Origin of the sequence: Salmonella sp. 741265116_PST (assembly GCF_046567715.1) — a bacterium.
GTDB classification, from domain to species: Bacteria; Pseudomonadota; Gammaproteobacteria; order Enterobacterales; family Enterobacteriaceae; genus Salmonella; species Salmonella enterica.
Genome location: NZ_JBKFPH010000004.1, coordinates 1 through 19505 on the forward strand (window position 1 = coordinate 1; position 19505 = coordinate 19505).

The window sequence follows — 19505 nt, forward strand, 5'->3', positions numbered from 1 at the left end:
GGGCAGGACGCCCGCCATAAACTGCCAGGCATCAGACAAGTGAAGAAGCCCATCCTGCTCGGACGGGCTTTTTTGCGTGTGTGGTAACTGTAAAACCGTAGGCCTGATAAGCGCAGCGCCATCAGGCAACCTGCACCGCCGGATGGCGGCTCCGCCTTATCCGGCCTACAGGAATTATCCCGCCTACGAAGCTGGTGCTCTTGTAGAACCGATAAGAGCACAACCCACCCAATCGTTAACGATGAACTATCCTTTACACGTGCTTATATAAGCAGTGAGGATTTTCATTGGCTATCAAACCTTTTAACTACCAGCAGGACTTTTCCAGCATCGACTTCCGCCAGCAGCCTGAATTGTATCAGGTTGGACGAGGCGAGCAGGGGGTGTTACTGGTTGAACCCTACAAAAGCGAAATTCTTCCTTTCTGGCGCTATAAAGATGAAGCATCGGCGATGAAATCCGCAGAGCAGATCTACCAGTTGTTCGAAGCTTACCGGCAGCAGGATGATTTCGTTGGTATGGACATGGCGCGTAAATTTATTCAGATGGGATATACCCGCGCCAGGCGATACGCTAACTATAAAGGCGGTAAAAAGTATGCAGAAGACGGTAGCCTGAATACACGGGGTAATGATCCTATTAAGGCCGCGGCGGCAACGGTTTTCAAAGGTTGGTGGGATAAAATTCGTCAGGACGAAGACTATCTTAAACGGAAACGCCAGCATCAGGCACAGTGGGGATAAAAATTAGCAAACAAATAATTAACACTTTATTTACTTTTTTGTCTCGCGTAATCTGAATCTCCAAAATAAAAGGCCGATTAAGCCTGGCAACAAGGAGAACAGTATGGCAGAAATTATTCAACGTATAGATAAAAACAACGCTGAGGCTCCGGAAATGCGGCGACGCATATGGGCTATCGTGGGAGCATCTTCCGGAAACTTAGTGGAATGGTTTGATTTCTACGTCTACTCTTTCTGCTCGCTCTATTTTGCACATATCTTCTTTCCCTCTGGTAATACCACCACTCAGCTTTTGCAAACGGCAGGTGTCTTTGCCGCCGGTTTTTTAATGCGACCTATCGGTGGTTGGCTGTTTGGACGCATTGCCGATCGACGCGGGCGCAAAGCCTCAATGTTGATTTCGGTGTGCATGATGTGCATGGGGTCGCTGGTGATTGCCTGTTTACCCGGTTACGATACCATCGGTACCTGGGCACCGGCGCTGCTACTTATTGCAAGGTTATTTCAGGGGCTCTCGGTAGGGGGAGAGTATGGGACCAGCGCGACATATATGAGTGAAGTTGCGCTTGAAGGTCGTAAGGGATTTTTCGCCTCGTTTCAGTACGTTACGCTTATCGGTGGCCAACTACTGGCATTGCTGGTCGTTGTGGTTTTGCAGCAGGTTCTGGAGGATGCTGAGCTTCGTGCCTGGGGATGGCGTATTCCCTTTGCGCTGGGCGCCGTGCTGGCGGTTGTGGCGTTATGGCTACGTCGCCAGCTGGATGAAACCTCGAAGCATGAGACTCGCGCGTTAAAAGAAGCCGGTTCGTTGAAAGGTTTGTGGCGTAATCGCAAAGCCTTTTTGATGGTGCTTGGTTTCACCGCGGCAGGCTCGCTGTGCTTTTATACCTTCACCACCTATATGCAGAAATATCTGGTAAATACAGCAGGTATGCATGCCAATGTCGCCAGCGGCATTATGACGGTCGCGCTGTGTGTTTTCATGTTGGTGCAGCCGTTATTCGGCGCGTTATCCGATAAGATTGGCAGGCGCACCTCTATGCTATGTTTTGGCGCGCTCGCGACGCTTTTCACTGTTCCAATTCTCTCCGCGTTGCAGAATGTGACGTCGCCTTATGCCGCATTTGCTTTAGTGATGTGCGCGCTATTGATCGTGAGTTTCTATACCTCAATTAGCGGGATCCTGAAAGCGGAGATGTTTCCGGCGCAGGTTCGCGCCCTGGGCGTCGGTTTATCTTACGCGGTAGCAAACGCGTTATTTGGCGGCTCTGCGGAATATGTCGCGCTGTCGCTAAAATCTGTCGGTATGGAGAGTTCGTTCTTCTGGTATGTTACCGCGATGGCCGTTCTGGCTTTCCTGGTTTCGTTGATGTTGCACCGTAAAGGAAAGGGCTTACGCCTTTAGTATCGCGCCATTTGCCAGATAGCGTAACCGGTTGTCGCGCCAGCGACATCCCAGACAAAATCTTTCCAGCTCCAGCCGCTGCCTTCCGGGCGGCTGTCCCAGAGTTCTTTTGAGGCTCCGAGACTCAAAGAAAACATCAGCCCTATCGCTGCGCTGCGGTCAGGGCTTACTCCCTGGTGACGCGCATACTCATTACCGGCTGCCGATAGCATCGCTGATGCCATAAAATGTTGGGCTTTATCCTGACCGCTCCAGTGGTCGTTAGCCAGATGGCTGCACCCGGAGAGAAACAACACCGTAAAAGGAATCAACACGCGCACCAGTTCACTCCTAAGAGAAAACCCCGTACAGGACGGGGCTTCGATTACAGGATACGGCTAATTAATCTGTCGATGCGGATCCGGCGCAGGCGGCGAATCAATTTACGCACTTTTATCGGATAGTCGGCAATGCTCTGCAGGTCACGATAATGTTTTACGATGGTTGTGTGCGTTCGGATAAGTTCCAGCTCTTTTTCCCGCTGAGGGGCAAGCTCCTGCTTAGGATCGTGGATCAGAATGGCGTTTTCCAGATCCAGACGCCAGGCGCGAGGATTCAGATTGTTGCCGGTGAGTAGCATCCATTTATCATCTACCCACATCCCTTTCAAATGATAGGTATTGTCGTCATCTTTCCACAGACGCACCACAAGCTGATCGGTATTGACGTAATACTGTAAACGGCTCAGGAAGCGGCGCAGGTTAATCTCATAGAGATAGGGTAACGCGCCAATGATCTTGAACGGTTCATCTTCCGGAATGTAAAAATCATTCGCGGTTTTATCGCCAACAATGATTTCGACTTTCTTTCCGTCGCGCAGTAGCTGAATAATATTCCGCACCAGTACCGCTGGTAGATTGAAGTAAGGGGTACAAATGGTGAGCTTATGCTCCGCACAGGGCATGAGATGGAAAATGGTTTTGTTCAGCAGACTGGATTTGCCAAGCCCGACCAGCGGCGTAACGGAGAGCTGCTCGTCATTAGCGTCACCCTGAAAATGATATGACGCATCACGCAGCTCCTGACGGTATAAGCGGATATCGTTTTTAATCTCCGGGCTTTTCGGACGCTGGGTATTATCCAGACGATTCACACCACGGCCATTCATCAGATTCTGCGTCACCCAGTCAAACATGATGTCTGCCATTTGCCGATTGCGAATCAGCTGGTAGCGATCGTAGCGATATTTGTCATGCTGATGGAGATAGACATCGTTCAGGCTGGCGCCGCTGTACAGGACGCTATCATCAATGATAAAGCCTTTAAAATGCAGTACGCCAAGCGCTTCTCGCGTATTAATCGGTACGCCGTAAACCGGGACATCAATGCCGGGGTTTTCCTGCGCCAGTTGGCAATACCAGTCTGCATTGGTATTCGAGGCTGCTGCGCCAATGCGCCCGCGTTGCGCGCGATGCCAGTCGACCAGCACCCTCACGTCCAGTTCAGGACGCTGCCGTTTAGCCGCATAGAGCGCGTCGAGTATACCTTTACCCCCATCGTCCTGTTCCAGATACAGGGCAACGATACAAATACGCTGCGTCGCGCTGGCGATTTTCTCCAGCAGTGTCTCCCGAAAAGTAGCAGGAGTATAAAAGAAATCTACATCATCAACTGACTGAGAAATCTTAGGGAGTTGGGCAAGGTGTTGTTGATGTTTATTACGCTTAAATTTTGACAACATCACAGTGCATTTCTTCTCTGTTCATTGAAGGGTCCTCTGTGCTATGCAGACGACATAAGCGAGCAATAATAACATCAGTACCCGTTAAAGTGGTCAACATTTCCAGTACATTACTCACGATTCATCACATTTGGCCAGATTCAGCGTCAATCCCACGATGCCCTCGTCGAGCTGAATATCGACCTGAAATCCCAGTTTTCTGGCCAGCGCGACCATGCCGCGATTGTTCGGCATCGTAATACCGTTCAGCCGCTTCAATCCGTGATCGCGAGTATAGGCAATCAATTTCTCCATTAAACGGCGTCCTAAACCCAACCCTTTGAGATCTGAACGCACCAATACGGCAAACTCGGCATCTACGTTGTCAGGATCGGAGATCGCGCGCGTTACGCCGAGGATCTCTTCAGCGTTGTCCATCCGCCTCACGGCCACAAAGGCCATTTCTCGATCGTAGTCGATCTGCGTCATGTTGGCTAAATCTTCATGGGTGAATTCGTTGATCTCGCTGAAATAACGGTAGTAAAGATCCTCTTTGGTGACCTGTGCGATGAATTGTCGCAGTTGGGGCTCATCTTCCGGCAGGATAGGACGGAACAGGCAGCGATCGCCATTTTTCATCTCCACCCACTCTTCAAGCTGGTGGGGATAGGGGCGTACCGCAAGTCGACTTTCGTTATCGCCATCAAACGGGGCAATATCCAGCGTCACATCCAGCGCGGTAAACTCACTGGCGGAAGCCAGCAACGGATGGATATCCAGACGCTGAATTTCCGGGCAATCGACAATCAGGTTTGAAACCTGGACCAGCAACTGGCTTAAACCGACAATATCCAGCGGACGCAGCGCGCTACGGGCGCGAATTTTCCGCTGTTTAATGCCCTGAATCACCAGATAGCGCGCCAGATTCATGTTGAGCGGCGGCAGCGCGACGACCGCCTGCTCTTCCGGACGCCACTCTACGCCGCCTTCACCCAACATAATCAAAGGACCAAATACCGGATCGTGCTCGACCACCACACGAAGCTCCTGCGCGCCGGCGCGGTTAGCCATGCTTTGTACCAGCAAACCGTGAATCCGCGCCTGCGGCCAGGCCATCTTTACACGATCGAAAATGGCGTTCGCGGCCTGTTGTACCTCGCTTGCGGTTCGCAGGTAAAGCATGACCCCCTGAACTTCAGATTTATGCGGAATGTCGGGCGAGCGTAGCTTGAGAGCTACCGGATAGCCTATCTGTTCGGCGATATGCACCGCTTCAGCGCTGTCGCTGGCAATCCAGGTTGGGAGCGTGTGCAGCCCATAGGCGTGTAAAATCGGCTGTACTTCATGGGTATCCAGTGAGGTGGCGCCTTCCGCAATCGCCCGCTGTAACAGATTATGCGCCTCAGCGGTATTGGACGTCAGGTTACTCGGCAGCGCTGGCGTTTCCCGCAGTTGCTTCTGGTTACGCCGGTATTCCACCATATGCATAAACGCGGTAATCGTGCCTTCCGGCGTGCGGTAGGTTGGTAAGCCGGCTTCGCTGAATAGCCGTCTTGCTTCCTGAGACGAGAACTCGCCGCACCAGTTTGTCAGCAGCGTAACAAACTTGCCTCTGGGGTGGCGTTTAATCGTCTCGATCAGAGCATGGGCGCTTTCCGTACCCGGCGCGGCAGCGCTGGGAGAGTGGATAACCATAAGCGCGTCAAAATCCTGACTGGCGAGCAGGATATCCAGCGTTTTGACGTAATGTTCGCTGCTGGCGTCATCACACAGATCCAGCGGATTGGCAATATCAATGTGCGCGGGAAGCGCCTGCCGTAATTGCAGGCAGGTCTCTTCGCTCAACGTCGCCAGCTTGCCGTTACGCGACCACAACTCATCTAACGCCAGCGCGGCAGGCGCGGCGCCATTGCTGATAATCATCAGTCTGTCGCCGCGTAGCGGACGCATATGGCTCAGTGTTTCGACGGCGGAAAAAAGCTCGTGCGTATCCTGGACTCGCAGCAGGCCTGCGCGCTGGATGGCCGCATCCCACGCAGGGTCCATTCCCGCGCTGGTATTAAGTAAACGCTGGGCTGCCGGGCTTCGGCCGCTTTTAATCACCAGAATCGGTTTGTTACGTGAAGCGCTACGGGCGGCGGAAACAAAACGGCGGGCGTCGCTTAACTGTTCCAGGTAGAGCAAAATCGCGCTGGTCTTGCTGTCGCGCGCCAGATAGTCCAGTAGTTCATCGACATCAATATCCAGGCTATCGCCCAACGCGATAAAGTAGGAGAAGCCCATTTCACGCTGTTGTGCCCAGTCAAGAATAGTATTGGAAACAGCGGCAGACTGGGAAATAAAAGCGAGCTTGCCCTGTTTAATCGGGACGGGAGAAAAGCTGGCATTCAGCCCTTGCCACGGCGCGAGGAGCCCAAGACTGTTTGGACCCAGCAGACGCATTTTATAATGCCGGGCACAGGCAAGAAGTTCTTCATGTTGCGACGTGGGAGCAGAAAGGATAATGCATGTTTTACACCCTTTCGCGCCAAGCGCGTCCAGTAACGCCAGGTTACGGCTGGCGTTAGTGCATAAAATAGCCAGATCGGGAGTAAAAGGAAGACTGGCGATATCCGACCAGGCCATGACGCCTAAAACGGCTTTCCAGGCGGGCGTCACGGGAAGGACGGGGCCATTGAATCCGCCCGCCAACAAGTTACGCATCATCAGATAACCCGCGCGGTAGGGCTTCATTGATGCGCCAATCACCGCGATCGATTTTGGTCGCAGTAGCGCTTCCAGTCCTTGCTGGCTCATACCGGTTTCCCTTACACAGAAGTGACCGGATAATTTTAAACGCTTTCGCTATTTTATGCTGTGACGTTTCCCGGGTGTTGCGTTTTTCCTGCCAGATAGCGCGTTTTAAAACGGGTAAAATGTTCACCTAAACTGGTTGCCGCCTCGGTATCTCCCGCCAGATCTAACAACGCTATCGCGACTTCGGCGGTACAATATTGCCCTTCGGCATGGATTTCACGCAGACGATAAGCTGAAAGACGCGATAAATCGACGGAAATGACCGGCAGATGATCCAGATAAGGGCTTTTACGAAACATTTTACGTGCTTCGGGCCAGGTGCCGTCCAGCATGATAAACAGCGGCGGTTTCCCGGCGGGCGGGGTGGAAATGACCTCGCGCGCTTCGCCGGCGTAGGACGCAGGAAAGACCACTATCGGCTGATAATCCGGATGCTGTACCAGCTCCAGCAACGCCTGCGGCGGCTCGGTACGCGACCACTGAAACGCCGCGGTATCCGGCAAAATATCGGCTATCAGTCGGCCGGTATTGCTGGGTTTCATCGGTTCAGTGTCAAACATGACCAGACAAAAACGGCTTTTCGCCTGAGAAGGCGTTAACGTATCACACAGGCAAGATTTTAGCGGCAGCAGGCAGCGTTGACAGCGGCGAACCCGATTGCCTCTGGCAAGAAAAGGGCGAGTAGCGCGCGCAAGCCGTTCGGCGCGTAACTGAAGGACAGCGTTATTGGTCATAGAAAGCGTTTGCGGAGAAAAACGCTATTGTGGCAGAGGTGAAAACGGGGCACAAGATGCGCCCCGTGGCGTTTACAGCGCTTCGTTCAGCCAGCTGTCGAAAGGCGCTTTAGGCACTGCGCCATTAAGCATATCGACCACCTGTCCATGTTTAAAAATCATAATCGTCGGGATGCTGCGAATACCGAAACGGGCGCTGAGTTCCCGTTCCGCCTCGGTATTCACTTTGACGAAACGGACTTTACCGCTGCGCTCTTCTGCGACATCCTCGAAGATTGGCGCAAAGTTACGGCAAGGGCCGCACCAGGGTGCCCAAAAGTCGATCACCACTGGAAGATCGTCCTTCAACAGTTTGTCCAGCGTTTCGCCGGTCGCATTAATGACTTCTCCGTCAAACAACTCATGACCGCAGCGTCCACATTTTGCCGCGTCCTGAAGCCGATCGTCGGGGATGCGGTTAATGGCCTGACAATGGGTACAAACGGTGTTCATAGCTAACCTCTGAATACGTCGGAAGACGTCCCGCTACGCGCGGGATGTTTCTATAATGTTACATATTATCGAGGAGTCTGTGCTAAACAACAATGTGTTTTATTCAATGAGTACAATAGTCGCAAGCTTTTAAACGAAATCATGGCTAACCGGATGCACATCGGGTAATCTTCGCGCTTCGCGCAGCGCTGGTGGAGAAAAGCATGAACGATGAATTAAAAAACAAAAGCGGCAAAGTCAAAGTGATGTATGTCCGTAGTGATGATGACTCTGATAAACGCACCCATAACCCGCGTACCGGGAAAGGGGGAGGCCGCCCAGCAAAGTCTCGCACTGACGGTGGACGTCGCCCCGCCCGTGATGAGCGAAATAATCAGAGCCGTGACCGTAAACATGAAACTTCGCCGTGGCGCACCGTGTCCCGCGCGCCAGGCGATGAAACTCCTGAGAAAGTCGATCATGGTGGTATTAGCGGTAAAAGTTTTATCGACCCTGAAGTTTTGCGTCGCCAGCGTGCGGAAGAGACACGCGTCTACGGTGAAAACGCCTGCCAGGCGTTATTCCAGAGCCGTCCTGACGCCATCGTGCGCGCATGGTTTATCCAAAGCGTAACGCCGCGTTTTAAAGAGGCGCTGCGCTGGATGGCGGCGAATCGTAAAGCCTACCATGTGGTGGATGAAGCCGAACTGGCAAAAGCTTCCGGGACTGAGCACCACGGTGGCGTGTGTTTCCTGATTAAAAAGCGTAACGGTACGACCGTTACGCAATGGGTAAAGCAGGCGGCGGATCAAGACTGCGTGCTGGCGTTGGAAGATGTCGCTAACCCGCATAATCTGGGCGGCATGATGCGTAGCTGCGCGCACTTCGGCGTGAAAGGCGTGGTGGTACAGGATGCGGCGTTGCTGGAGTCCGGCGCGGCGATTCGTACCGCGGAAGGCGGGGCGGAGCATGTCCAGCCAATCACTGGTGAAAGCATTGTTGACGTACTGGATGACTTTCGTCAGGCGGGGTACACCGTGGTGACGACGTCCAGCGAACGCGGTCAGGCGCTCTTTAGTACGACCCTGCCGGAAAAGATGGTGCTGGTCTTAGGCCGTGAATATGACTACCTGCCGGAAGCGGCGCGCGAACCCGACGATCTGTGCGTGAAAATTAACGGCACCGGGAACGTGGAAAGCCTGAATGTGTCGGTTGCGACAGGCGTGCTGCTCGCCGAGTGGTGGCGACAGAATAAAGCGTAAGGGCTGCAGCCCGGTGGCGCAACGCGCACCGGGCCGATTATGTACTTCCTACCGCCCGGTCAGACAAGGCGCTTTCGCGCCGTTATCCGGGCGATAAAACGGCGAGTCGCCAACGTTATTCACTCTCAGCCGGTAATACTGGCGTCCAGTCGATAGTTTTCTCGCCGTGTTGTTCCAGCCATTGGTTCGTTAGCGCAAAATGGTTACAGCCAAAAAATCCGCGGTGCGCAGAGAGTGGCGAGGGATGCGGAGCTTTCAGAATATGGTGGCGCTGTGGATCAATAATCGCGCCTTTCTTCTGGGCGTGCGAGCCCCACAGCAGGAAGACGACCCCTTCGCGGTGTTGGTTAATCAGGCTTATCACTTTATCCGTAAAGGTTTCCCACCCCAGGCTGGCATGAGAGTGCGCCTGGCCTGCCCGTACCGTGAGCACCGTATTCAGTAACAGTACGCCCTGGCGCGCCCAGCTTTCCAGATAACCGTGCGCGGGGCGAACAAAGCCGGGAATGGAGGCTTCCAGCTCTTTGTACATATTCACTAATGACGGCGGGGGAGCGATCCCAGGACGCACGGAAAACGCCAGACCATGTGCCTGGCCGGGGCCGTGGTAAGGATCTTGTCCCAGGATCACCACCTTAACGTCGCCCAGTTCCGTGAAGCGAAAGGCATTAAACACATCTTTTTGCGGCGGGTAGACCGTGATACCCGACTGACGCTCGCCAGCAACAGTGTGAAGCGTATTGATAAAGTAAGGTTGCTGTTTCTCATCAGCCAGCACATCGTGCCAGGTTAACTCAGTCGCCATCTCGCTCTCCTGCGAATTTCCAGTTCCCTTAGCTTAACTGCTTCTTTCTGCAGTGCAAAATCCTGCGTGCTACAAAAACGGTTACCTACAAAAGATAGTTGAAAATTTATGTAAAAAGTTTATAGGTCTGAATGGTGTAAGTTGATGTAAAACAATAAATTCCCTTCATTACCCTTTTTATGGTGTGGTTTTTATTGATTTAAATCAAAGAATGAAGGGTGATCGAAGGGTATATATACACTCAAGCAACAATGGTTTTACCAATTGGCCGGGATTAGGCCGACCGAAATCAAATAATTTTGCCTGGGGAGGCATCACATGATTACAGGTATCCAGATTACTAAAGCCGCTAACGACGACCTGCTGAATTCCTTCTGGCTGCTGGACAGCGAAAAAGGCGAAGCGCGCTGCATCGTTGCAAAATCCGGCTTTGCTGAAGATGAAGTTGTGGCTGTCAGCAAACTGGGCGAGATTGAATACCGTGAAATTCCGATGGAAGTTAAACCGGAAGTACGCGTTGAAGGCGGTCAGCATCTGAACGTTAACGTTCTGCGTCGCGAAACTCTGGAAGATGCGGTTAAGCATCCGGAAAAATACCCGCAGCTGACTATTCGTGTTTCTGGTTATGCGGTGCGTTTTAACTCCCTGACGCCGGAACAGCAGCGCGACGTTATCGCTCGTACCTTTACCGAAAGCCTGTAAGGCTTATCCGGTAATAACAAGCGGAAGAGGCCGGGCCTTTTCCGCTTTTGTTTTATTTGGGTCAGTAAAAAATCCGCACCGCGCAGTACACCAGCAGTAACGCCAGAATGATATTTAACTGGCGACCATAATGGCGAAACGCCCGCTGAAACAGATGTCCCGCCAGCGCCCAACACACATTACCGAACGTGCCGATCAATGCCAGCAATATACTGACGCCGATGACCCAGTTCAGCGCCTGCGTTTGCGGTAAAACAAATGTAGACAGAGCGGTAATGCCGTACAGAATAATTTTGACGTTCACAAACTGCAGGCCAAAGCTTACCCAAAAGCCAACCGGTTTTGGTCTGACCTTCTCATCCGCCGCTGGACTGGTGGCAATTTTCCACGCCAGCCACAGGATATACGCAGCCCCCACCCAACTGAGCAAATGAATGATTGCCGGATCGATAACCGCAAGGGAAAACGCGATCCCGGCGCACAGCAGCATGACGACCAAAAATCCCAGACTCATACCTGCCAGTACACGAATACTCTGCCGAAAACCATGTGCAGTTGCTGCGCTAAGCGCGAGAATATTGTTAGGGCCGGGGGTAAGGGCGGTGATTAATGTATAAGTCCAGAAAGCGCTTAAAAGCATCGGTGTCACTTGTCATCTCCTCTGTTTTAGCAGACAGTACCCGATATGAAATATTTAAAAAAATGAATGTTTTTTAATTCTGAATTCGAGATTTTCGATAGGTTGGTGGTCATGGATCTGCGTCGGTTTATTACGCTGAAAACGGTAGTGGAAGAGGGCTCGTTTCTGCGGGCTTCGCAAAAGCTGTGCTGCACTCAGTCGACGGTAACTTTTCATATTCAACAGCTTGAACGTGAGTTTTCCCTGCAACTGTTCGAGAAAATAGGGCGCCGAATGTGCCTGACCAATGAGGGGAAAAAGCTGATGCCGCATATCCATGAACTGACGCGTGTGATGGAGTTGATTCGTGAAGCCGCAAGACAGGATGCGGAACCCGGCGGAGAGCTGCGCGTGGCGACAGGTGAAACCTTACTGGCGTACAAAATGCCGCAGGTTTTACAACGCTTTAAGCTGCGAGCGCCGAATGTCAGATTGTCGCTACAATCGCTGAATTGCTATGTGATACGTGATGCGTTGCTGAATGACGAGGTCGATCTGGGCGTTTTTTATCGCGTAGGCAATGATGACGCGCTCACGATGCAGCAACTGGGGGAGCAGTCGCTGGCGCTGGTGGCCTCTCCACTGCTACAGGATGCTGATTTTACGCAGCCAGATCAGCATATCCCCTGTAGCTTCATCATCAATGAACCGCAATGTGTCTTCCGCCAGCTGTTTGAAAGTACGCTACGGCAGAGGCGGATTACGCTGGAAAACACCATTGAACTGTGGAGTATTGAAAGCATTAAACAGTGTGTGGCTGCTAACCTGGGCATCAGCTTTTTACCACGTTTTACCGTTGAACGAGAACTTAGTACCGGTCAGTTGAAAGAGCTGCCGTTTGGCGCGCCGTCGCTATCGATCATGGCGCTGTGCGCCCATCATGCCGGGAAAGCGCTCAGCCCGGCAATGCAGATATTTATGCAGTGTATGGAGGCGTGTTTTACCGTGGAAGATAAAAAAATGCCGGGTTAACGAACCCGGCATTATCATCACTCTTCGCTGGATTGCTCCTGCATTTTCGTACCGCTTGGCTTGCGGCGCTTACCGATATTTTTTGTATCGCGGTGACGTTTCTTCACGCGCGGCTTCTCTTTTTCTTTCTCTTTTTTCTTCTCGGCGCGTTTCGCCAGCACTTTTTTCGACGGTTTGCCGGTCAGCTTTTCGCTGGGCGCACGCGTGGTCGGGCGAAGCTCATCAATGACGCGCGCTTTTAGCGGCTCTTCGATGTAGCGACCGATTTTCAGCAGCAACAGATGGTCGTGGGCTTCTACCAGCGAGATTGCAGTGCCTTTGCGACCCGCACGGCCTGTACGACCAATACGATGCAGATAGGTATCGCCACTGCGCGGCATGTCGAAGTTAATGACGTGGCTGACGTCAGGAATATCAATCCCGCGTGCCGCGACGTCGGTCGCGACCAGCACGTTAACGCGACCGTCGGTGAGACGCTTAATACCTTCGTTACGTTTGATCTGCGCCATCTCACCTTCAAGATAGCAATTGTTGATCCCTGCCAGACGCAGCGTTTCAGCCAGTTCATGGACGCGTTCACGTTTACGTACAAACACGATAGAACGGGTTGCATCGTCTTGTTTTAGCAGGTGCTTCAACAGCGCAACTTTATGTTCGAAATTGTCGGCACGGTAGTACCACTGGTGAATTTTCTTACGCTCGCGGGTTGACGGATTGGCGGAAACCTCAACCGGGTCTTCCAGCAGGCGCTCGGCAAAATCTTTAATCGCATCGCCTTCCAGCGTGGCGGAGAACAGCATCGTCTGTTTACGCCAGCGGGTCTCACCGGCGATATGTTCAATGTCCTGAGCGAAGCCCATGTCGAGCATCCGGTCAGCTTCGTCAAGGATCAGTGTTTCAACCGCCCGGCAGTCAAAGTTCTCTTCTTTTATATATTGCAGCAGACGGCCCGTTGTGGCGACCACGATATCCTGGTTTTCGCTAAACACTTCAGCATGGTTCATATAGGCCACGCCGCCGGTAATCGTGGCGATATCCAGATGAGTATGCTTAGCCAGTTCACGAGCGTGATCGGCAACCTGCATTGCCAGTTCGCGGGTTGGCGTCAGGATCAGAATGCGCGGCGGCCCCGATTTTTTACGCGGAAAGTCGAGCAGGTGCTGCAACGCCGGCAGCAGATATGCCGCCGTTTTACCGGTGCCTGTCGGCGCAGAACCGAGTACATCACGGCCATCGAGCGCAGGCGGAATGGCGGCAGCCTGAATGGCGGTCGGGCGAGTGAAACCTTTATCCTGGAGGGCATCCAGCAGGCTTTCGTCGAGTTCAAGTTCGGAAAAAGTCGTTACAGTCATGTTCTACCTCTGTGTGGGGCGCTGATTATAGACGTTACGGCCGCAATCTTCATCTGTTTGTATGGATATCCCTTCTCAGGTATTGTTTTCACTCGGCGCTGTCGCCGTTTTTTTGCAAGGTTGTTTTTACATGTCTCAGTCTGGCTCCGTTCTTCGTCGTAATGGATTTACGTTTAAACAGTTTTTTGTCGCACACGATCGGTGTGCGATGAAAGTGGGAACTGACGGTATTTTACTCGGGGCGTGGGCGCCGGTCGCGGATGTAAAGCGAATTCTGGATATCGGTACTGGAAGCGGTCTGCTGGCGTTAATGCTGGCGCAGCGGACGGATGACAATGTGCCTATTGACGCCGTGGAACTGGATGCCGGGGCTGCCATGCAAGCGCAGGAAAACGTGGCTCACTCTCCCTGGCCGCATCGAATAACGGTGCATACTGACGATATTCAGAGTTGGGCGCCTCGCCAGACGGTACGCTTTGATCTTATTATCAGCAACCCGCCTTATTACGAACCCGGTGTGGAATGCGCCACGCCGCAGCGGGAGCAGGCGCGTTACACCGCTACGCTGGATCACCAGACGTTATTGGCTATTGCGGCGGATTGTATTACCGAAGATGGCTTTTTTTGCGTAGTCTTGCCGGAACAAATAGGTAACGCTTTTACGCAGCAAGCGCTCAACATGGGATGGCATTTGCGGCTACGTACTGACGTTGCGGAAAACGAAGCGTGCTTGCCGCACCGGGTTTTGCTCGCATTCTCCCCACAAGCCGGGGAGTGCTTTAGCGACAGATTAGTCATTCGCGGGTCAGACCAGCATTATTCTGAAAGTTATACGGCGCTGACCCAGGCATTTTATCTGTTTATGTGAGGCGTTAACGGCGAAAGGATCGATGGGCCTGATTCAGCCAGTTGTTGCGGATAATCCAGCGTAAAGTGCAGCCCCCGGCTCTCTTTACGCATCATCGCGCAACGCACAATCAGTTCGGCCACTTGCACCAGATTGCGCAGCTCCAGTAAATTATTCGAGACGCGAAAGTTGGCGTAATACTCGTCAATCTCTTGTTGCAACATAGTAATACGCCGTAGGGCGCGCTCCAGCCGTTTCGTCGTGCGCACAATTCCCACATAGTCCCACATCAGCAGGCGCAGTTCATGCCAGTTATGCTGAATCACCACCCGCTCATCGGCGTTCTCCACGCGGCTTTCATCCCAGGCGGGAAGGGCGTCAACGCTGTGGACAGAAGGCATTCGCCTGTCGATATCCATTGCTGCGGACCAGCCGTACACTAAGCATTCCAGCAACGAGTTGGACGCCATACGGTTAGCGCCGTGCAGGCCGGTGTAACTGACTTCGCCAATGGCATATAAGCCGTCTACATCGGTACGACCATAATCATCGACGACCACGCCGCCGCAGGTATAGTGCGCGGCAGGAACAATGGGAATCAGTTCTTTGGTTAAATCCATCCCCAAATCGAGCAGTTTCGCATAGATCATCGGGAAGTGCTGGCGGACAAAATCGTCAGGCTTGTGGCTGATATCGAGAAACATACAGTCTGCGCCGAGTCGTTTCATCTCATGGTCAATGGCGCGGGCGACAATATCGCGCGGCGCCAGTTCCCCGCGTTCGTCAACGTCCGGCATAAACCGTGAACCGTCCGGACGTTTAAGGTATGCGCCTTCGCCGCGCAGCGCTTCGGTAAGGAGAAAATTACGCGCCTGCGGGTGATAAAGGGCGGTGGGATGAAACTGGTTAAATTCCAGATTAGCGACCCGACAGCCTGCGCGCCAGGCCATCGCGATACCGTCGCCGGAGGAAATATCCGGGTTAGTGGTATATTGATACACCTTTGAGGCGCCGCCGGTCGCCAGCACCACCGACTTCGCATGACAGGTTTCAACCCACTCTTTATTGCGATTCCAGATCCAGGCGCCGACGACCCGGCGAGGCCCCGGCAGACCCATTTTATCGGAGATAATTAAATCAACGGCGTTGCTGCGTTCCAGCACCTGAATATTAGGATGATTTTGCGCCCGACTGACCAACGTGGTTTCGACTTCCTTTCCGGTAGCGTCAGCGGCATGAAGGATACGGCGATGGCTATGGCCGCCTTCACGCGTGAGATGATAGCTCTCCTTGCCGTTTGGCTGGACATGCGTATCAAACAGGACGCCCTGATCGATAAGCCACTGCACGCAGGTACGAGCGTTGCTGGCGACAAACTCCACCGCGTGGCGATCGCAAATTCCGGCGCCGGCAATCAGCGTATCTTCGACATGTGACGCAATACTGTCGGTTTCATCAAACACGGCGGCAATACCGCCCTGCGCATAAAACGTGGAGCCCTCGCTCACCGGCCCTTTACTCAGGACGATAATCTTATGTTTTTCAGCCAGACGCAGCGCCAGCGAGAGTCCGGCCGCGCCGCTGCCGATAATTAACACATCACAGGACAGTTCAGGAGTTGTCATCATGGTTCTTGTTTAATTTACTAAACATGGTTGCGGCAGATTAGCACTATATGGCGCTAAAAAGCACGTGATGATTTCAAAGGTGTTGTACTTATTAAACATAAAATAAAAATACGGCGAGAGATAAACGGCAAAAAATATTTTATAGGGCAGGGTGTTAGCGTCAGATTTTGTAGTGAAATAAAGATGCTGTTAGGTTACTCTGCAAACGACGAAATGGGCATTTCTGTACAGATAGTGCGTTGTTCAGCATCTGTAGACTTATAATGGAAGATAAGACCTGTCTACAACATGACAAACAAAAACAAATGCGTAACGGAACTTTACGAAACATAGACACTCTAACCTGTTGCTTGCTCATAGTGCGGCTTATGGAGTGGCGTTTCGAAAGCGCGTGGAAATTTGGTTTGGGGAGACATTACCTCGGATGAGCGAGCAGTTAACGGACCAGGTCCTGGTTGAACGGGTCCAGAAGGGAGATCAGAAAGCCTTTAACTTACTGGTAGTGCGCTACCAGCATAAAGTGGCGAGTCTGGTTTCCCGCTATGTGCCATCGGGCGACGTTCCCGATGTCGTACAGGAATCATTTATTAAGGCCTATCGCGCGCTGGATTCTTTCCGGGGGGATAGCGCTTTTTATACCTGGTTGTATCGTATTGCGGTCAATACCGCGAAGAACTACCTGGTTGCGCAGGGGCGTCGTCCGCCTTCCAGTGATGTAGACGCGATTGAAGCAGAAAACTTTGAAAGCGGCGGCGCGCTGAAAGAAATTTCGAACCCTGAGAACTTAATGTTGTCAGAAGAACTGAGACAGATAGTTTTCCGAACTATTGAGTCCCTCCCGGAAGATTTACGTATGGCAATCACCTTACGGGAGCTGGATGGCCTGAGCTATGAAGAGATAGCGGCTATCATGGATTGTCCGGTGGGGACGGTGCGTTCACGTATCTTCCGGGCGCGGGAAGCTATTGATAATAAAGTTCAACCGCTTATCAGGCGTTGACGATAGCGGGATACTGGAAAAGGTATTAGGCATGCAGAAAGAAAAACTTTCCGCTTTGATGGATGGCGAAACGTTGGATAGTGAGCTGCTCAAAGCGCTTACGCACGACCCGGAAATGCAGAAAACCTGGGAGAGTTATCACCTGATCCGCGATTCAATGCGGGGGGATACGCCTGACGTTCTCCATTTCGATATATCCGCTCGCGTGATGGCCGCTATTGAAAACGAGCCAGTACGTCAGGTGTCGCCATTAATCCCTGAGGCCCAACCCGCTCCGCAGCAATGGCAGAAAATGCCGTTCTGGAAAAAAGTGCGTCCGTGGGCGGCGCAGCTTACCCAAATGGGCGTGGCGGCGTGCGTTTCACTTGCAGTTATCGTCGGTGTCCAGCACTATAATGGGCAATCTGAAACATCCCAACAACCTGAAACGCCGGTTTTCAATACCCTGCCTATGATGGGGAAAGCCAGCCCGGTAAGTCTGGGAGTGCCTTCTGAAGCAGCGCCTGTCGGCAGTCAGCAACAGCAGGTACAGGAGCAGCGTCGTCGCATTAATGCCATGTTGCAGGACTATGAACTGCAGCGCCGACTGCACTCCGAACAGCTTCAGTTTGAGCAGGCGCAAACCCAGCAAGCCGCGGTACAGGTGCCAGGAATCCAAACTTTAGGAACGCAATCGCAGTAATGAAGCAACTTTGGTTTGCCATGTCCCTTGTGGCGGCTAGCCTGTTCTTCTCAGTAAACGCCTCGGCCGACCCTGCGTCCGGGGCGTTATTGCAGCAGATGAACATCGCCAGTCAGTCACTGAATTACGAGCTGTCATTCGTCAGCATCACGAAACAAGGCGTTGAATCTCTGCGTTATCGACACGCACGCCTGGATAGTCGCCCGCTTGCGCAATTGCTACAGTTGGACGGTCCCCGCCGGGAGGTCGTACAGCGTGGTAATGAAATCAGTTATTTTGAACCGGGCCTTGAGCCGTTCACCCTGAACGGTGATTATATTGTCGATTCTCTGCCTTCCCTGATTTACACCGATTTCAAGCGTCTGGCGCCTTACTACGACTTTATTTCCGTCGGACGCACCCGTATCGCAGACAGATTGTGCGAAGTTATCCGCGTTGTGGCGCGCGATGGTACGCGTTACAGCTATATCGTCTGGATGGACATGGACACCAAACTGCCGATGCGCGTTGATCTGCTGGATCGCGATGGCGAGACGCTGGAGCAGTTCCGCGTTATTGCGTTCACGGTGAGTCAGGATATCGGCAGCAACATGCAGGCGCTGGCGAAGGCGAATCTGCCGCCGCTGCTTTCTGTTCCCGGTGGCGAAAAAACGAAATTTAACTGGAGTCCATCCTGGGTGCCGCAAGGCTTTAGCGAAGTTTCCAGCAGCCGTCGTCCGTTGCCGACGATGGATAACCTGCCTATCGAATCGCGGCTTTATTCTGACGGTCTGTTTAGCTTTTCCGTCAATGTGAACCGGGCGACGCAAAACAGCAGCGATCAGATGCTGCGTACCGGGCGCCGAACGGTTTATAGCAGCGTTCGCGACAACGCGGAAATCACCATTGTCGGCGAGCTTCCGCCGCAAACGGCGAAGCGCATTGCCGACAGTATCAAATTCAGGGCAGTACAATGATTAAAGAGTGGGCAACCGTTGTCTCCTGGCAGAATGGTCAGGCGGTGGTGAGCTGCGACGTTAAAGCGTCATGCAGTAACTGCGCCTCCCGTGCGGGATGCGGCAGTCGCGTGCTGAATAAATTAGGGCCGCAAACCACGCATACCCTTGTTGTGCCAAGCGCGGAGCCACTGGCGCCGGGGCAGAAAGTCGAGTTGGGCATCGCCGAAAAAAGCCTTTTAGGTTCGGCGTTGCTGGTCTATATGTCGCCTTTAGCGGGGCTATTTCTTTGTGCGGCGCTTTTTCAGATGCTGTTTGGATCTGACCTTGCCGCATTAAGCGGGGCCGTGCTGGGCGGCGTGGGCGGTTTTATGGTTGCCCGCGGCTATTCCCGAAAACTGGCGGAGCGCGACGCCTGGCAGCCGGTGATTTTAAACGTTGCCCTCCCGCCGGACCTTGTTCGCGTCGAAACTACCTCAATCGAAACGCGCCAGTAAACGTTTTGCCCAACGGTACACCTGCCGCGTTGGGTTGTTGTCCCGATAAACATGCGCTTTTCCTGCGTTGCGGTGTTTTACAGGAAAAAAGCGAGGCGTTTTCCAGTTCCCGCTCTCCTTACACTATGAACATTTCCTCGCCTTAGCGTTGTAGTGTAGAATGCGGCGTTTCAGTTAAAACAGACGTTAAGCTCAGAACAGCGACCTCTAAAGTCTGGTCAACCAGGCGTAAGGCATAATAATTTATCTCTATGAAGAACATACGTAACTTTTCGATCATTGCTCACATCGATAAT

The 19505-nt window shown here is 52.7% G+C and carries 20 protein-coding genes; 11 read left to right on the plus strand and 9 right to left on the minus strand.

Going from position 1 to position 19505, the window contains the following annotated elements; genetic code table 11:
- Nucleotides 1-287: 287 nt before the first annotated feature.
- Together ACLD11_RS03960 and ACLD11_RS03965 are read left to right on the plus strand one after the other, a co-directional pair.
- Nucleotides 288-743 (plus strand): DUF4385 domain-containing protein, encoded by a 456-nt coding sequence (locus ACLD11_RS03960; protein ID WP_411014565.1) that lies wholly within the window; start codon nucleotides 288-290, stop codon nucleotides 741-743.
- Between the two features lie 103 nt (nucleotides 744-846).
- Nucleotides 847-2148 (plus strand): MFS transporter, encoded by a 1302-nt coding sequence (locus ACLD11_RS03965; protein WP_183049962.1) that lies wholly within the window; start codon nucleotides 847-849, stop codon nucleotides 2146-2148.
- On the opposite strand, the gene ACLD11_RS03970 is transcribed toward ACLD11_RS03965, so the two are convergent.
- From ACLD11_RS03970 to trxC, 5 genes are all read right to left on the minus strand, one after another.
- Nucleotides 2145-2468, minus strand: coding sequence for a YfiM family lipoprotein (locus ACLD11_RS03970; RefSeq protein ID WP_001264473.1), 324 nt, complete (start codon nucleotides 2466-2468; stop codon nucleotides 2145-2147). The two genes, ACLD11_RS03965 and ACLD11_RS03970, sit on opposite strands and share 4 nt — an antisense overlap.
- A 44-nt stretch (nucleotides 2469-2512) precedes the next feature.
- Nucleotides 2513-3868, minus strand: coding sequence for a CDP-diacylglycerol--serine O-phosphatidyltransferase (gene pssA / locus ACLD11_RS03975; RefSeq protein WP_411012267.1), 1356 nt, complete (start codon nucleotides 3866-3868; stop codon nucleotides 2513-2515).
- Between the two features lie 114 nt (nucleotides 3869-3982).
- A complete protein-coding gene (pat, locus tag ACLD11_RS03980) occupies nucleotides 3983-6643 on the minus strand; it encodes a protein lysine acetyltransferase (protein WP_411014566.1) in 2661 nt (886 codons plus the stop codon).
- Between the two features lie 53 nt (nucleotides 6644-6696).
- Nucleotides 6697-7377, minus strand: a complete 681-nt coding sequence (gene tapT / locus ACLD11_RS03985; protein WP_000183642.1) for a tRNA-uridine aminocarboxypropyltransferase — start codon at nucleotides 7375-7377, stop codon at nucleotides 6697-6699.
- Between the two features lie 72 nt (nucleotides 7378-7449).
- Nucleotides 7450-7869, minus strand: coding sequence for a thioredoxin TrxC (gene trxC, locus ACLD11_RS03990; RefSeq protein ID WP_001098732.1), 420 nt, complete (start codon nucleotides 7867-7869; stop codon nucleotides 7450-7452).
- Between the two features lie 203 nt (nucleotides 7870-8072).
- Here trxC and ACLD11_RS03995 point away from each other — a divergent pair, with 203 nt between their 5' ends.
- Complete coding sequence (locus ACLD11_RS03995) at nucleotides 8073-9110, plus strand: tRNA/rRNA methyltransferase (protein ID WP_079944019.1); 1038 nt, start codon at nucleotides 8073-8075, stop codon at nucleotides 9108-9110.
- A 115-nt stretch (nucleotides 9111-9225) separates the two neighbouring features.
- Here ACLD11_RS03995 and ung read toward each other — a convergent pair whose 3' ends face one another.
- Entirely contained in the window at nucleotides 9226-9915 is a 690-nt protein-coding gene (gene ung / locus ACLD11_RS04000) for a uracil-DNA glycosylase (protein WP_000179978.1), read from the minus strand.
- Nucleotides 9916-10233: 318 nt separating this feature from the next.
- Here ung and grcA point away from each other — a divergent pair, with 318 nt between their 5' ends.
- Complete coding sequence (gene grcA, locus ACLD11_RS04005) at nucleotides 10234-10617, plus strand: autonomous glycyl radical cofactor GrcA (protein ID WP_000627811.1); 384 nt, start codon at nucleotides 10234-10236, stop codon at nucleotides 10615-10617.
- Between the two features lie 61 nt (nucleotides 10618-10678).
- Here the strand turns inward: grcA and eamB are convergent, their stop codons facing one another.
- Nucleotides 10679-11266 (minus strand): cysteine/O-acetylserine transporter, encoded by a 588-nt coding sequence (gene eamB / locus ACLD11_RS04010; protein WP_000188410.1) that lies wholly within the window; start codon nucleotides 11264-11266, stop codon nucleotides 10679-10681.
- A 102-nt stretch (nucleotides 11267-11368) separates the two neighbouring features.
- Between eamB and ACLD11_RS04015 the strand changes: the two genes are divergently transcribed.
- Nucleotides 11369-12268 (plus strand): LysR family transcriptional regulator, encoded by a 900-nt coding sequence (locus ACLD11_RS04015; RefSeq protein ID WP_411014567.1) that lies wholly within the window; start codon nucleotides 11369-11371, stop codon nucleotides 12266-12268.
- A gap of 17 nt (nucleotides 12269-12285) precedes the next feature.
- On the opposite strand, the gene srmB is transcribed toward ACLD11_RS04015, so the two are convergent.
- A complete protein-coding gene (srmB, locus tag ACLD11_RS04020) occupies nucleotides 12286-13620 on the minus strand; it encodes an ATP-dependent RNA helicase SrmB (protein ID WP_000219174.1) in 1335 nt (444 codons plus the stop codon).
- Between the two features lie 130 nt (nucleotides 13621-13750).
- Between srmB and trmN the strand changes: the two genes are divergently transcribed.
- A complete protein-coding gene (gene trmN / locus ACLD11_RS04025; protein ID WP_411014568.1) occupies nucleotides 13751-14488 on the plus strand; it encodes a tRNA(1)(Val) (adenine(37)-N(6))-methyltransferase TrmN in 738 nt (245 codons plus the stop codon).
- On the opposite strand, the gene nadB is transcribed toward trmN, so the two are convergent.
- Entirely contained in the window at nucleotides 14473-16095 is a 1623-nt protein-coding gene (nadB, locus tag ACLD11_RS04030) for an L-aspartate oxidase (RefSeq protein ID WP_411014569.1), read from the minus strand. The two genes, trmN and nadB, sit on opposite strands and share 16 nt — an antisense overlap.
- Nucleotides 16096-16358: 263 nt before the next feature.
- On the opposite strand from nadB, the gene rseD reads away from it, so the two are divergent.
- Genes rseD through rseC form a run of 5 tightly spaced genes read left to right on the plus strand, consistent with a single transcriptional unit; the run spans nucleotide 16359 to nucleotide 19209 of the window.
- On the plus strand, nucleotides 16359-16523 hold the full coding sequence (gene rseD / locus ACLD11_RS04035) for a rpoE leader peptide RseD (RefSeq protein ID WP_014344135.1): 165 nt from the start codon (nucleotides 16359-16361) through the stop codon (nucleotides 16521-16523).
- Complete coding sequence (rpoE, locus tag ACLD11_RS04040) at nucleotides 16520-17095, plus strand: RNA polymerase sigma factor RpoE (RefSeq protein WP_000003307.1); 576 nt, start codon at nucleotides 16520-16522, stop codon at nucleotides 17093-17095. Before rseD ends, rpoE begins: the two co-directional genes overlap by 4 nt.
- A gap of 31 nt (nucleotides 17096-17126) precedes the next feature.
- Nucleotides 17127-17777, plus strand: a complete 651-nt coding sequence (gene rseA, locus ACLD11_RS04045; protein ID WP_001168374.1) for an anti-sigma-E factor RseA — start codon at nucleotides 17127-17129, stop codon at nucleotides 17775-17777.
- On the plus strand, nucleotides 17777-18733 hold the full coding sequence (gene rseB, locus ACLD11_RS04050) for a sigma-E factor regulatory protein RseB (protein WP_000812021.1): 957 nt from the start codon (nucleotides 17777-17779) through the stop codon (nucleotides 18731-18733). Before rseA ends, rseB begins: the two co-directional genes overlap by 1 nt.
- The gene (gene rseC, locus ACLD11_RS04055) at nucleotides 18730-19209 is read left to right on the plus strand and encodes a SoxR-reducing system protein RseC (RefSeq protein ID WP_183058991.1); all 480 of its coding nucleotides are present in this window, start codon (nucleotides 18730-18732) and stop codon (nucleotides 19207-19209) included. The genes rseB and rseC overlap by 4 nt, the downstream gene beginning before the upstream one ends.
- Nucleotides 19210-19505: the final 296 nt, after the last annotated feature.

Bases quoted from the DNA above. Each gene is read 5' to 3' on its own strand.
- rseC (WP_183058991.1), top strand. From the start codon at position 18,730: ATGATTAAAGAGTGGGCAACCGTTGTCTCCTGGCAGAATGGTCAGGCG.
- ACLD11_RS04015 (WP_411014567.1), top strand. From the start codon at position 11,369: ATGGATCTGCGTCGGTTTATTACGCTGAAAACGGTAGTGGAAGAGGGC.
- trmN (WP_411014568.1), top strand. From the start codon at position 13,751: ATGTCTCAGTCTGGCTCCGTTCTTCGTCGTAATGGATTTACGTTTAAA.
- ACLD11_RS03965 (WP_183049962.1), top strand. From the start codon at position 847: ATGGCAGAAATTATTCAACGTATAGATAAAAACAACGCTGAGGCTCCG.
- pat (WP_411014566.1), bottom strand. From the start codon at position 6,643: ATGAGCCAGCAAGGACTGGAAGCGCTACTGCGACCAAAATCGATCGCG.
- rseD (WP_014344135.1), top strand. From the start codon at position 16,359: ATGGAAGATAAGACCTGTCTACAACATGACAAACAAAAACAAATGCGT.
- rseB (WP_000812021.1), top strand. From the start codon at position 17,777: ATGAAGCAACTTTGGTTTGCCATGTCCCTTGTGGCGGCTAGCCTGTTC.
- nadB (WP_411014569.1), bottom strand. From the start codon at position 16,095: ATGATGACAACTCCTGAACTGTCCTGTGATGTGTTAATTATCGGCAGC.
- rseA (WP_001168374.1), top strand. From the start codon at position 17,127: ATGCAGAAAGAAAAACTTTCCGCTTTGATGGATGGCGAAACGTTGGAT.
- trxC (WP_001098732.1), bottom strand. From the start codon at position 7,869: ATGAACACCGTTTGTACCCATTGTCAGGCCATTAACCGCATCCCCGAC.
- srmB (WP_000219174.1), bottom strand. From the start codon at position 13,620: ATGACTGTAACGACTTTTTCCGAACTTGAACTCGACGAAAGCCTGCTG.
- rpoE (WP_000003307.1), top strand. From the start codon at position 16,520: ATGAGCGAGCAGTTAACGGACCAGGTCCTGGTTGAACGGGTCCAGAAG.
- grcA (WP_000627811.1), top strand. From the start codon at position 10,234: ATGATTACAGGTATCCAGATTACTAAAGCCGCTAACGACGACCTGCTG.
- ung (WP_000179978.1), bottom strand. From the start codon at position 9,915: ATGGCGACTGAGTTAACCTGGCACGATGTGCTGGCTGATGAGAAACAG.
- tapT (WP_000183642.1), bottom strand. From the start codon at position 7,377: ATGACCAATAACGCTGTCCTTCAGTTACGCGCCGAACGGCTTGCGCGC.
- pssA (WP_411012267.1), bottom strand. From the start codon at position 3,868: ATGTTGTCAAAATTTAAGCGTAATAAACATCAACAACACCTTGCCCAA.
- ACLD11_RS03995 (WP_079944019.1), top strand. From the start codon at position 8,073: ATGAACGATGAATTAAAAAACAAAAGCGGCAAAGTCAAAGTGATGTAT.